We start from the raw sequence: 12953 nt of genomic DNA on the forward strand, positions 1-12953 counted from the left end.
CTCCTCGTCTTTTAGTTTTTTTAAAAGTTAATTTCTAGGCAGAGCCCACAAAGAAATCGTTATGTTTTTTACATATTCACTATTCGATCATTTTCTTTATTTTGTTTATAGGTAAGCTCATAATGATTAGTCTTACCTTTATTTGAATTGATCGAGGCTGTTATGAGACCAAATAATTCAATGTCAGTTTGAGAAATTTTGATTTTTGCTTGATAAATGACAGTTTCTGATAAGGGAAATTTCAACGGACTTAGAAAAATCATCGATTGGTTCGTTAAAGCGATAACTCGAATCATTGATGCTTTTGAATTGATTAATTTGCTATTTACTTCATGAATGCAGATATAGCCAATTAATGGTTCTTCCGAAAAAACGGCATTGATCATAAAATTGTCTCTCCTTTACCTCCTTTTGTTCTCATTAAAGAACATTATAACTTTTTTGTTCTTAATAGTAAACGTTTTTGGTATAATTGATCTGTAAAAAGAACAAAATGTTTGGGTATATGTTCCAAATATCTTAATAAGTTCATAGTTTGCAACGATATAAGCGGAATAAGATGGGTACCAATATGCTATATATTTGTGATTTTTAATAGCTAATTATCCAACCGAATCAAAAAAGTTAAAATATGTATTGACTCGTTCTTTATAAAGAACTAATATAAAAGTATTAACTTGAGTTTTGGCTCAGATAACTGTCGTACATTGGTTCTCACGTCTCCTAGCTACAAAGAGGGAAAGTCAACAACTACTGTAAATTTAGCCATTTCGATGGTTCAAGATGAAAAGAAAGTATTAATTATCGATGCGAATGTTAGAAAACCAACTATCCATCACATGTTTAAAATCAAAAATGAAATCGGATTAACGAATGTATTATCAGGCCAGGCTACACTGGAAGAAACAATCAATCAGTCAGAATTTGCTGGATTAGATGTGCTTACAAGTGGCCCTATACCTCTTAATACAGAGGCATTATTTTATTCGGAATTAATAGAGCAATTTCATGAAAAAGAAAAAGATGAATATGATCTTGTTTTAATTGATGCCCCGCCCGTTCTTGAAGAAAAGGACACAAAAATCATAGCTAAACAATCAGATGGTGTCATTTTAGTTTTTAGAAATGGCAAAACGGTAGATCTATTAGCTTTAGAAGCGAAAAATATGCTAGAACTGTCAAACGCTAATCTACTAGGAGTTATTTTAAATGCTAAGAATCGTTGGAAGATAATCTAGCGGTACACTCTTTTTTACATTGATGTTCTTAATAAAGAACTAGAACGATCTTTTTAACGATTTGGTGATGTCTCCTTGCCATTATCTATGGCGGCACTCGGCCATGCTGTGGGTCTTAAAAAAACTTAAATGCTAGTCATCAAAAGTGTGGTGTGAGGAAGGGTTAGATGCCCAATTTTATTTAAACATTTTAACTAGACGGTTCGAGTAGCCGTTTGGTTAAAGTTGTTAAATAAAAATTTCGAAACATAAAGGGGATGTCTTATATGAAAGAATTAGATAAGTTTCCAAGATCAATTAAAAAAGTAGTTCGTTATATCAAGCAAGATGCTACGAGAGAACAATTGGAAGAAATTAAAAAGATCATTGATTTTGTTATTCTACGAAGAAGTCTTCAGTAGCCAGTAGGGTCTATCTTAATTGGGAGGAGGAGTGGATGTGGTGGATGTGGCTTACCACCAGAGGTTGTCATTATTAATTATAATTGATTCTATTTTTATTCTGACAACTATTTTTTAAAGTTATTTACTGTTTTATGATCAAGTTTTTCTACAACTAACGCTAATTGTGATAGCTATTACAGTGCTTATTAGTCATCATACTTTTTCATTTGCCTATAAGCTGTACAAAAAAGCTGGGGAATATGCAAGCATAGGAGAATTAATTATCGTTTTAAAATTGCAACCTTCTCCATTCTTATAACTGCTTTTGTTCAATAAATTATTATACAGGATATCCAGATTCGTCTACTTATAGTGACATGGATGCTTCATATGTTTTTCATCGGAGGTTCTAGGTTTTGGTGGCGGATCTTGCGGGACACATACATGAAGAAGGATAACAACAAGAAAAGTACGTTAATTATCGGTGCTGGTGCAGCTGGAACATTGGTTGTGAGGCAATTACAAGACAACACAACTGAATTACTACCTGTTGCTTTTATTGATGATAATGTCAGAAAGCACAACTTAGATATTTTAGGTATCCCTGTCATTGCTGGCATTGATCAAATTGAGTATTATGTTCAACAATTAAAGATTGATAACATTGTCATTGCCATTCCATCCCTAAGAAGAAGAGAGTTAAATGCAATCTTCCAAGAATGTACAAAGACAAAAGTGAAAACACAAATTATACCAATAATTAAAGATTTAGTAATTGGAAAAGTTTCTGTCAATCAATTTCGAGATGTTCAAGTGGAAGATTTAATAGGGAGAGAATTGGTTGAATTAAATATTGAAAGTATTTCGGACTATATAACGAATAAAGTTGTTTTAGTGACAGGTGCAGGTGGTTCGATTGTTCAGGAATTTGTCGTCAAGTTTCACATTTCAACCCCGAAAAGTTGATTTTACTAGGGCACGGAGAAAATAGTATTTATTCGATTGAAATGGAATTAAAAGAGTTATTTCAACATACAGCCATTTCATTTGTGACAGAAATTGCAGATATTCAGGATTTGAATAAAATGAATCTCAATATGAAATCCCATAGATCTGATGTCGTCTATCATGCAGCTGCTCACATTTAATTCACAGGCATGCGTCCAGGAGAAAAGTTGTTTGAAGAGCTACTTAATGAAAATGAAGTTCACGAACAGCAAATTCATCCGAAAATTTATATTGGCAAACCAGCAGATATGTTCATTGATGAAATTGAAGATATCCTGCTTACTTATACGATTTTAGAGAGAGAAACATTACGACAAACTTATCCAATTAGCAAATCAGAAATTACTCAAAGAGAAAGCTCTATCAATCCCAGGTTAATTCATACACGAGGAGTGAAAGAAATGAAAGTAAAAAAAGCCATTATTCCAGCAGCAGGTCTTGGAACTCGCTTTCTTCCAGCGACAAAAGCAATGCCAAAAGAAATGCTGCCAATTGTTGATAAGCCTACTATCCAGTACATTGTTGAGGAAGCGGTGGCTTCAGGTATTGAAGATATTATTATCGTAACAGGAAAAGCAAAAAGAGCGATTGAGGATCATTTCGATCATTCATTTGAATTAGAACAAAATTTATTAAACAAAGGAAAAATTGATTTATTTAATGAAGTGCAAAAATCATCGAAGCTAGTTGATATTCATTATATTCGTCAAAAGGAGCCAAGAGGGCTAGGTCATGCGATTTGGTGTGCCCGTAAATTTATCGGTAATGAACCCTTTGCAGTGTTATTAGGTGATGATATTGTACAAGCAGAAAAGCCATGCTTAAAGCAATTGATCGAACAGTATGATCGTTACAATGCATCCATTCTTGGGGTCCAAACAGTACGAGATGAAGACGTTTCTCGCTATGGAATTGTAGATGGTAAAGAAATGGGGGAACGTTTTTACAACGTCTATAATTTGGTTGAAAAACCAAACCAAGAAGAAGCGCCATCTAATCTCGCTATTCTTGGTCGCTATATTCTTAGTCCGAAAATCTTTGACATTTTAGATAAGCAAGAGCCAGGTGCAGGTGGGGAAATTCAATTAACGGACGCAATAGCAGGATTGAATCAATTTGAAGCGGTTTATGCGTATGACTTTGAAGGTGTTCGCTATGATGTTGGTGAGAAGATGGGATTTATTAAAACGACAATCGATTTCGCTCTTGAACGGGAAGAATTGAGACATGAATTACTAGAGTATTTGACGAAAATGGTAGAAAAAGAATTCATTAAATAGTCTGGAGATGGGTGATAACCTTGTCTAAAAAAATATTAGTCTGTGCGACGGTCGATTATCATTTCAAAGCGTTTCATTTGCCTTATATGAAAAGGTTTAAGGAACAAGGCTGGGACGTTCATGTGGAGGCAGCGGGGACACTTGATTTACCATTTACAGATGTGAAATTTAATATTCCTTTTCAGCGCTGTCCTTTTAATCTAGCGAATATAAAGGCTTATAAAGAATTAAAGACTATTATTGACAAGCAGCAGTACTCAATCATTCATTGTCACACGCCATTTGGTGGAGTACTTGCCAGGCTTACTGCAAGAAAAGCAAGACAGCACGGAACAAAGGTCATTTATACCGCTCATGGATTTCATTTTTCTAAAGGGGCACCAATTATCAATTGGCTGATCTATTATCCGCTTGAGAAGTTTCTTTTAAGTTTTACAGATAGTTTAATCCCAATCAATAAAGAAGACTATCAACTAAGCTACCATTCATAAATTTAGAGCAGGGCGTATTGAACATGTTCGCGGCGTTGGTGTTAATACAGAACGATTTAAGCCAATTGATCAAAAGAGAAAAAATGAATTAAGATCCAAACTAGGCTATCAAGTAGATGAGTTTCTAATGTTTTATGCAGCCGAATCCTTTTCTCTTTAATGCTAGTATACGAGAGAATTTGAGGATGGTTAAGCCTGATGCAAGCGAGGAGGAAATGTGGGAAGCTCTGCAGTTTTCGTCGGCTGCTGAGTTTGTGAAAAAGCTTCCAAAAGACCTGGACTCACTAATCGGAGATCGAGGGATTAAGCTATCTGGGGGTGAAAGACAACGATTAGTCCTTGCTAGAGCGATGTTGCGCAAGCCATCTGTACTTGTACTAGATGAAGCAACGAGTGCGCTTGACACTGAAAATGAAGCAAACATTCAAGCGGCACTTGAAAGATTAAAAGGTAAGGTGACAATTATTGTGATTGCCCATCGATTATCGACAATACGAAATGCTGATCAAGTTGTCGTATTAGATCAAGGTCAGGTGATTCAAAAAGGTGGGTTCAGACAATTAGCGGAAGAAAAAAGAAGTGTATTTAGTCATCTCCTGCAAAACCAGATGAAAGCAAGTCTTTAGGGATAGGGTGATGGTAAGTAGGTCATTTGCGTCACCCTGTTTGAAGTCATTCAGGATAAATTATCGATTTATTGGAGCGGTGGGCTTTGAGTAAAAAAGGAATCAAGCTTTGGATGAGCATCGTGTTATTTGCGATTGCCCTAATTGGGTATATCATTTGGGACAATCAGCGGATCACAGTCGTCGAGCAAGAAATCGTGATCGAGAGTCTTCCAAACGAACTTGAAGGCTTTTCAGTTCTTCAAGTGACAGACTTACATGAAAAAGTATTCGGTCAAAACCAAAAAAAGTTAATAAACGCAATTAATTCGATTGATTACGATGCAATTGTATTTACTGGAGATATGCTAAATAGTAGTCAAAGTACAAATTATAAGCCTTTTTATACGTTAATTGAAGGAATTAACAATAAAGAAACTGCTATGTTTGTTCCTGGTAACGCAGAGCCCAAAAGTTATCTTTTGCAGCCTGATAGATCATATGAGAAAAATGGTTTTATAAAAGGAATGGAAAGCAGAGGGGTAGACTTACTAGAATCAATCAATACGGTCACAATCGATGGTAAAAGTGTTCATTTTGTTGAATTTGAATTATCGATTACAGATTACACAAAAAACCTAGCAGTGATCAATCGTAGCCCTAATAATAATCTTGAATCGTATCGAGCTTATTTTAATCATCAGAAAAATTTGTATGAAGAAATGTCTATATTAGATGAGCTTGACGAATCCGATGTGATAGTAGCTCTTACTCATTATCCAGTAGTAGATGTACGAATTGACCAAATTGAACGTGACCCGTGGCTTGATTTTAAAGAGTATGATTTGATTATGGCAGGACATTACCATGGTGGGCAAATTCGTTGACCTTTTTTGGGAGCCCTTTTTGTACCTGAAGCCAGGTATCCGCGCAAAGGACTTTTCCCGCCTCAAGACCGAGTGAAAGGCTTGTGGGAATACAGAAAAACGAAGCAATACGTCAGCACAGGGCTTGGAAGCAGTGCCGCTATTCCTTTTTTAAAATTTCGTTTATTTAACCCACCTGAAATAAATGTCCTCACATTTGTCCAAAATGAAAGCAAGGAATGAGAGATAAGTACAGGTTGTACTCATTTATCATTCCTTGTCATCACACATTAACATTACCCGATGATAGATATTTTGATAGGGTACATCTACTTTGCACAGTTTTCATTTAAAAATTCCCGTATTTCATCTGGCGTTAATCCTATGTCTTTTGCTTCCATCATGAGTTTAGCCCATTCACAGTCAATGATTTTGGTATCTTCTTGGGATTGTGGTGCAATCATGCGTACTCCTCCATTGTTTGGCAACCCAGCCATCATAGCAAAGAAAAATCTTCTACCTTAGACCTGTAGTTTTGCGTCCTTATTTTTCAATAAGTTTGCCTTTTCTTTTATTTTATCTCGCACATTAATGATAAGTAATAAGACAGGGCTAGAAGGAGTAGTAGGTAATGTGTCTTTATTCATAAAAGAAAGTACCGATGTTGTTAACCTATTAAAATAGTACCATAAATGAGAGGGGGATATTAGAAAAGAATTTCCAATTATTCTGACAAAACTCTACAGTGAGTAAAACATCTAAAGAAAAAACAATCATTATGAGTAACTAAAATAGAACATATCGAAAATACTGCAAAACAAAATGGCACACGTATTAAAAAACGCGCACCAAACTTCGTATCCATTATTTATGCTTTTGTCCAAGAAGAATCTAACATAACATTAGCTGCTTTTAAAGTGGTATAAACTGGGCAACGTTGGTCAGTAATCGTTTGAAGCTCGGTAATGCGCTCTTGGGACTCGCTGGTTTTCACTTTAGCATTGATCACGACTTTTTCGAAGTATGGACGAACTCCTTCTTGTCCCATAAATCCTCTTGGATCGAGTTCTCCCTGAATATCAAAAGTAATGCCTTGTAAATCGAAATTGATTTCTTTTGCTACTAAGTTTGCGACGACATTCTCACAGCCTGCTAGTGCTCCGAGTAACGTTTGTAATGGGTCAGCACCAGTATCAGTTCCACCCATTTTTGTTGGTTCATCAATGGTAATTGTATGTGCTCCTGCATTTATGATCGCTTGCATTCCTAACGCTTCTCCTTGAACATGAACTTTCATTTTATTTGCCATTATGAAAACCTCCAATTAAGTATAGTCCATTTATTTTTATCTAATATAAGAAAAAAATACAGCTAGAAGACTTAAATCGAAAAGAACAGGATGAAGTAGGTAACAAATTCCTATTTGAAATCCACATATAGTTAGGCTTTTTCAATAGTGAAAAATTTCGTTAACAGCCATACACCTTGAGGAAATCCGAGTGATAGATGCCAAGCCCCAATACCTTCGAGACGAAATTCGTGTATCAATTGCATTTTTTTACACATGCTACGTGAATCTTCAAACCATACAGCGTGCAACCTTCCTTTTTCATCGACATATTCGAAAAAGGGTGATTCATCTATTTCTGAATACTGAATCGGTACTTGATATTGCATGGCAAGATGAACAGCATTTTGATTAGATAGAGCTCTGGCACGGCTACCTGTTTGGAAAGGAAGCGTCCAGTCAAAGCCGAAAAGGGGAACACCTAGGATGATTTTCTGACTTGGCATTTTACTTATTGCATATTCAATGGTATTTCTGACTCTCATAATAGAAGCAATAGGGCCTGGGCCACTCCCTGCGTAATGCCAGTTGTATGCCATAATGAACGTAAAATCAACTACTGAACCAATTGCCCCGTAATCATAGCCTTCAAACCAAGGAATGTCATCGGATTCTTTAGGAGGGACAGCAATGGTTAACAAAAAGCCTGCTGGTCTTAGACGATCACTCAATTGTTGTAAAAATCCTGAAAATAAATCACGATCTTCTGCCGCAACTTCTTCTATGTCGATGTTTATTCCTCCGTATCCTTTTGTTGACACCAATGTAACAATATTTTCAATAAGCCTTTGTCTGATTGCTGGATTATTTAACATCTGTCGGACGAGATCAGGGCTGAATCCTTCCTCTGTTAGATTTGTAATCGTAGCAAGAGGGATCACACGACGATTCCATGCTGCTTCAATTGCTCGTAAATCGTTTAACTCATTTAAATCACCGTTATAGTCAAAATGGTAATCAAAAAAAGAAAAGTAGGTTGCATACGGAGCAAAATCATTGATTAATGCCTGATCTAACTCTGGTGACCGTATGATATAGTATCCTAACGTACTAGCGAGATGGTTCGAGATATCTGGGATGATCAGAACCATACCTAGCTGTAGAAAATGGGGGTTAATAGAGGGATTTGCTGTTTGTAATTGATCTACTGAGACACAGGCCATTCTTGCAATCATCCAAAAGCTATCACCAGGTTGGACGATGTATGTATAAAGAGGAATCAAGAGAGATTGCCCTGGGACGATATTTGTTTGTACTAATCCGTTTGTTAATCGAATCGTATCAAGCAAAACATTATACTTTAAACTAATTGAAAATAGTGAATCTCCTTGTTTAACAGTATAGATGAACATACTATGATTTCCCTTTTTATTTTAATCGTATGAAAGACATCCCTATGTAATGACAGAAGTATGAATTTCTGGAGTTATAGGCATACGAAAAGGGGAGCTTACATAAGTAATGTAAATCAATGTGAATTCCGTTTTGTAGCGAAAATGAAATAAAAATGAAACTTTTAGCAATCAAAAATTTGTTACAATATCATGATATAGACTGAAAGGTTTTAATCGTGATGAATAAAGGGAAAAGAAAAGAGATTCTCTTTCACCTTTTCACATGAGAGGAAGGAAATGACTATGACACTTGAAAAGACACTAATAAATAAGACATATTACGAATCATTTATGCTAGAAAATGAAAATAAGCATCCGATCGAAGTACTGGCGATAGCATTCTTGAATGAACAACAGGATGAATCAGCAGACCTTTCTATAATTCGTTTTGCCCAAGGGGAAGTCTACTATCATTACAAGGACTTTGAGTCAGCAATTTATAAATGGGAGCAAATCAAAAATGATTTAGGACAGTGGGCCAAGAAAAACATCGCGGATGCTTATTATGAGTTACGTAAGTTGACGTCTGCTGAAGATATGTATTTATCGATAGATTCAGAGAACCTCATTTTAAAAACGGAAGTGGCTCTGCAATTATTTTCACTATATTTGGAACAAGGGATGCTTGATGAGGCAGCCAAGGTAATTAAAGGAGTTGTTGATTTAAATCCTGATTATCCAAACGTGACAAATATGGCCCGCTCCTTCTTTGAAAAATATCGAGACTTTAGTAGTGCAATCGAGCTTGCCGTCAATGAAGCGATTCGCAAGGAAACAGCTGAATGGTTTGACATTCTTAAAACGTATGTTGATCAAGGATTAACCAAAACAACTGCACCTGCTTACTTTACAAAAGCATTAAGGGTGTTAGCAAACATTGATCAAGCTCGTTTTGAACAGCTAGCCGCTGCGTTTTGGAAAAGTTACCAAAACGCAGAATTTTTCTTCACTTGGATTATTGAGTTTAATCACTTGTTCTTAAATGTAGAGGTGCAGAAATCCGAGTCATGGCAGGAATTGTCGGGGCTTTATCAAGACACCTATTTTGAATTGATTAATGGTCGTTATTATATTAGAGAGATAGAAAATGTTATACCTAATCTTTTAACAAATTGGGTGAAAATAGCGACTCCTAACCAAGCATTAATCACGTCTACGGCCGTCCTATCATGGAGTGAGATTTTCCCTTCAAGTATTAGCTCTGTAGTAGTGGAGGAAGCTTCTGGCTTATTTCATCATTCTGATAAAAGTATAGATAACGTAGAGGCAAGTCTTCAGTTATTTGAAGCGATTTTACTCTGGGCTGACAATCAACAAGTAGAACTGGGATACATATTAAAATGGATTGTCCAACAGCTGCTTGATTACAATATGAATCATTTGCTTGTAGCAGGTGTTTCGGGTAGTGGTAAGGCCTCATTTATAAACTCGCTGGTTGGAGAAAAGATTTTAGAAGCGTCTACTTCGACGTTGGTTCGATTTAAGAGTGGAGAAGAGACGAAGATTAAGAACATTTCAAATCAAAAACTAATATCTGATATAACCCTGTCTGATTTTGATGAGATCACTGCTACGGACGATCAAAGTCAGATCATTGATTTCACTTTGCCAAGTGAATATTTAAATGAGCAAGCACTGACAGTGATGAATGCACCTAGCTATACAGGAAATAAGAATGAAAGAAATGAATGGTTTACATATTTACATGCAGCGGATAGGCTCGTATTTATATTGGATGCTCAAAATCCATTTACAAGTGAAGAGCGAGATATTCTTTCACAAATAGAAGAACATGCGCCAAACCTACCGATTCATTTTATCTTAAATAAAGCAGATGCGATTTATAATGAACAAGAAGTACATCGAGTTTTAGAAGAAGCTAGGTCGAAAATTAACTATTATTATCCAAGTGCTCAAGTGATTGTTTATTCATCTCATTTTAGTCACAATTATCGAAATGAAATCGTTGCGTTTATGAATACAATCTTTGGAGACAGAAATAGCGAAGAACGAAATAAGCAACTACTATATTTTATTCGTAAAACGCTATCACTACTCTTAGAAAAACGAGTAGAAATCGAACAAACGCATGTTGACGCTGTTAATTGGAATGAAGAAGCCGTTGTGAAATTGAATGGCGCCGTCAATCAATTAAGTGATCTAGAAAACGAAAAAATAGATGTGATTAAAAAGTCGTATGAATTGATAAAAGAAGACATCAATGATGACCTATTAAAAACGATTCCACAGTTACTTCGTGATTGTACTGATTTCATCAAAGAAGACAGTGATTTGCGAAATATTCAAGAGGAATTAAATAAAGAAATGAATAAGAGAATAGACCATTACATTAAGCAAACGCTTGTCCCAAAATTCTCAAGTGCTATTCAAGAATGGTTAGAGGTCTCAAATGTAGAATTCATTCAAAGTCAATCTTATTTGAAGGAAAAGAGTGACGGCTTTAATCAATTTTACGGTGAAGAGCGTTTTAAGTTAGCTGGCGACTTCAGAATTTTAGATGATTGGTCTCGTGATACAGATAGAATGACGAGTGGAATGATGATGGAAAACGTTCATGTCGCACTGAAAATCACGCCATCTCAATTCCTTTTAAATAGCTCAGGGAAGCTGCTTGGTGCGTTTCAAACAAATAAGATTCCTCTCTACAAAATGTATAAAAAACATATTGAAAACGAGGACTATGACTATGTGGCAGAGGCTATTACAAAGCAAGTCATGATGCCAATTGAAATGTTTGAAAAAGGCTTAGAAAGAGATATTCAAATGTTCTTCAAAAATCCGTTCAATGTATTGAAGAAGGCAATTGATCATGCTCATGTGGAAATCCGATCAAATAATGATGCATTAGAATTACTTAAAATCAATCCTGAAATCTATTTCGATCCGTTAAAGCTATTTGAAGTAAGATTGCGACAGTGTGAATTGATGATAGATGTAAAAAGTAAACCTCGAGTTATCTTATAAGGATAGAAGCTATATGAAAGAAGGTGTTGTTTCCATACACCTTCTTTTTCTGTGATGATGTGGGTTTTTGAATTCACGACCGCCACTCTGATGATTATTTTTTTATTATTTTAGAAAAGTTTTGATATTTTTAAAGATCATCATGACAGTTTTTAAGGGTTTTTGTTATAATTATCTATCAATTCCTTTTAGTAAGATTACGCGTTAAGGAATGAAAGCCGATTGATTAGATATATTTTTAATCAACCGTGCTTATTTTAGATTACATTAAGTAGGGGGAAGAACAGTGAAGATTGTAATGGAAAGAAAAATGAGTGTTTTAGTATGTTTGTTTTTATTAAGTCTGTTACTAGTAGGTTGTGGCCAATCGACTAACAATGAAACAGATAGTGAAGGTACAGACGGTGAAGCACAAATTGAATACCCAACGAAAAATATAAACGGTGTCATTATGTGGGGTTCTGGAGGTGCAACAGATAACGTTGCCCGTGGTGTAGCCCCTATCGTTGAAGAACATTTAGGGACAAGTCTTGTGATGACAAATAGAGCAGGTGCAACTGGTGCTATTGCGACTCAATATGTGTATGATCAGGACGCTGATGGTTATCACTTACTATTTGGAGCAGAGAATCCTGCTTTATATGGTGTTTTAGGTCTTTCTGAAAGAGATTTTAAAGAATTTTATCCTGTTAGTATTTTTGGAAGAGGCGTTGGAGTAATCGTCGTTCCAGCTGATTCGAAATATAATACGCTTGAAGAGCTAATTGAGGATGCACAGGCTAATCCAGGTCAAGTGAAAATGGGATCAACAGGTGAGGGTGGAATTGTCCATGTCGTTAGCTCGATGCTAGCAGCAGAAAAAGAAGGTTTACAATTTAATATGATTCCTTTTGATGGAGAAGGTCCTGGATTAACGGCTTTAATTGGAAACCATGTCGATGTAACGATTGCAGGCCATTCCGCTGCAGTTGAGTATGAAAATGCAGGGAAAGTTAAGGTGTTAGCTGTTGTAAATGATACTCCGATTGAAGAGTTACCAGATGCTCCTGCATTAGTAGAAATTTATCCAGAGTACGAAAAATATTTGCCTTGGGGTCCGTTTTATGGTGTATGGGTGAAGCAAGAAACTCCAGATCAAATTAAACAACAATTAGTAGATGCATTTCAACTTGCACAAGAGGACGAAAATTTCCAAAGTTTATTACATCAGTTAGGTGCGATTCCAATGGGTGTTTATGGTGCAGAAGCACAAGAGTTTCTAAATCAATGGCAATCCACAACAGCATGGGTGTTACATGATGCTGGCGTAACTGAGGTTTCACCTGAAGAACTTGGTATTCCTCGAGTAGAATAAT

General features: G+C 35.9%; 10 protein-coding genes, 3 pseudogenes and 1 riboswitch. Of the genes and pseudogenes, 9 read left to right on the forward strand and 4 right to left on the reverse strand.

Going from position 1 to position 12953, the window contains the following annotated elements; translation table 11 throughout:
- Nucleotides 1–68: 68 nt before the first annotated feature.
- Nucleotides 69–386 (reverse strand): hypothetical protein, encoded by a 318-nt coding sequence (locus IQ10_RS07145; protein ID WP_144449778.1) that lies wholly within the window; start codon nt 384–386, stop codon nt 69–71.
- Nucleotides 387–677: 291 nt separating this feature from the next.
- Between IQ10_RS07145 and IQ10_RS07150 the strand changes: the two genes are divergently transcribed.
- The 7 genes and pseudogenes from IQ10_RS07150 to IQ10_RS07175 all read left to right on the forward strand — a co-directional run bounded on the left by IQ10_RS07150 (nt 678) and on the right by IQ10_RS07175 (nt 5892).
- A complete protein-coding gene (locus IQ10_RS07150) occupies nt 678–1238 on the forward strand; it encodes a tyrosine-protein kinase family protein (protein WP_158640009.1) in 561 nt (186 codons plus the stop codon).
- 266 nt (nt 1239–1504) lie between these two features.
- On the forward strand, nt 1505–1639 hold the full coding sequence (locus tag IQ10_RS18555) for a hypothetical protein (RefSeq protein ID WP_277877948.1): 135 nt from the start codon (nt 1505–1507) through the stop codon (nt 1637–1639).
- Between the two features lie 46 nt (nt 1640–1685).
- A pseudogene (locus IQ10_RS07155) lies at nt 1686–2763 on the forward strand (nucleoside-diphosphate sugar epimerase/dehydratase); the annotation flags it as partial.
- A 267-nt stretch (nt 2764–3030) separates the two neighbouring features.
- Nucleotides 3031–3909, forward strand: coding sequence for a UTP--glucose-1-phosphate uridylyltransferase GalU (gene galU / locus IQ10_RS07160; protein WP_144449885.1), 879 nt, complete (start codon nt 3031–3033; stop codon nt 3907–3909).
- A 20-nt stretch (nt 3910–3929) separates the two neighbouring features.
- Nucleotides 3930–4545: pseudogene (locus tag IQ10_RS07165) on the forward strand (glycosyltransferase); the annotation flags it as partial.
- A pseudogene (locus IQ10_RS07170) lies at nt 4544–5026 on the forward strand (ATP-binding cassette domain-containing protein); the annotation flags it as partial. The pseudogenes IQ10_RS07165 and IQ10_RS07170, both read left to right, overlap by 2 nt.
- An 86-nt stretch (nt 5027–5112) precedes the next feature.
- A complete protein-coding gene (locus tag IQ10_RS07175) occupies nt 5113–5892 on the forward strand; it encodes a metallophosphoesterase (RefSeq protein ID WP_144449781.1) in 780 nt (259 codons plus the stop codon).
- A gap of 308 nt (nt 5893–6200) precedes the next feature.
- On the opposite strand, the gene IQ10_RS07180 is transcribed toward IQ10_RS07175, so the two are convergent.
- The 3 genes from IQ10_RS07180 to IQ10_RS07190 form a co-directional block, all read right to left on the reverse strand.
- On the reverse strand, nt 6201–6335 hold the full coding sequence (locus tag IQ10_RS07180; protein WP_144449782.1) for an anti-repressor SinI family protein: 135 nt from the start codon (nt 6333–6335) through the stop codon (nt 6201–6203).
- 16 nt (nt 6336–6351) lie between these two features.
- A riboswitch (cyclic di-GMP riboswitch) is annotated at nt 6352–6445 on the reverse strand.
- Between the two features lie 294 nt (nt 6446–6739).
- Nucleotides 6740–7180, reverse strand: a complete 441-nt coding sequence (locus tag IQ10_RS07185; RefSeq protein ID WP_144449783.1) for an OsmC family protein — start codon at nt 7178–7180, stop codon at nt 6740–6742.
- Nucleotides 7181–7311: 131 nt separating this feature from the next.
- Entirely contained in the window at nt 7312–8571 is a 1260-nt protein-coding gene (locus tag IQ10_RS07190) for a glycoside hydrolase family 18 protein (protein WP_144449784.1), read from the reverse strand.
- 285 nt (nt 8572–8856) lie between these two features.
- Between IQ10_RS07190 and IQ10_RS07195 the strand changes: the two genes are divergently transcribed.
- Complete coding sequence (locus IQ10_RS07195) at nt 8857–11598, forward strand: dynamin family protein (protein ID WP_144449886.1); 2742 nt, start codon at nt 8857–8859, stop codon at nt 11596–11598.
- Between the two features lie 286 nt (nt 11599–11884).
- Nucleotides 11885–12952, forward strand: a complete 1068-nt coding sequence (locus IQ10_RS07200; RefSeq protein ID WP_144449785.1) for a Bug family tripartite tricarboxylate transporter substrate binding protein — start codon at nt 11885–11887, stop codon at nt 12950–12952.
- Nucleotide 12953 lies beyond the last annotated feature (1 nt).

The sequence above is a fragment of the Halalkalibacter nanhaiisediminis genome (assembly GCF_007830185.1).
GTDB classification, from domain to species: Bacteria; Bacillota; Bacilli; order Bacillales; family Bacillaceae_D; genus Halalkalibacter; species Halalkalibacter nanhaiisediminis.

Bases quoted from the DNA above. Each gene is read 5' to 3' on its own strand.
- IQ10_RS07145 (WP_144449778.1), bottom strand. From the start codon at position 386: ATGATCAATGCCGTTTTTTCGGAAGAACCATTAATTGGCTATATCTGC.
- IQ10_RS18555 (WP_277877948.1), top strand. From the start codon at position 1,505: ATGAAAGAATTAGATAAGTTTCCAAGATCAATTAAAAAAGTAGTTCGT.
- galU (WP_144449885.1), top strand. From the start codon at position 3,031: ATGAAAGTAAAAAAAGCCATTATTCCAGCAGCAGGTCTTGGAACTCGC.
- IQ10_RS07180 (WP_144449782.1), bottom strand. From the start codon at position 6,335: ATGATTGCACCACAATCCCAAGAAGATACCAAAATCATTGACTGTGAA.
- IQ10_RS07185 (WP_144449783.1), bottom strand. From the start codon at position 7,180: ATGGCAAATAAAATGAAAGTTCATGTTCAAGGAGAAGCGTTAGGAATG.
- IQ10_RS07190 (WP_144449784.1), bottom strand. From the start codon at position 8,571: ATGTTCATCTATACTGTTAAACAAGGAGATTCACTATTTTCAATTAGT.
- IQ10_RS07195 (WP_144449886.1), top strand. From the start codon at position 8,857: ATGACACTTGAAAAGACACTAATAAATAAGACATATTACGAATCATTT.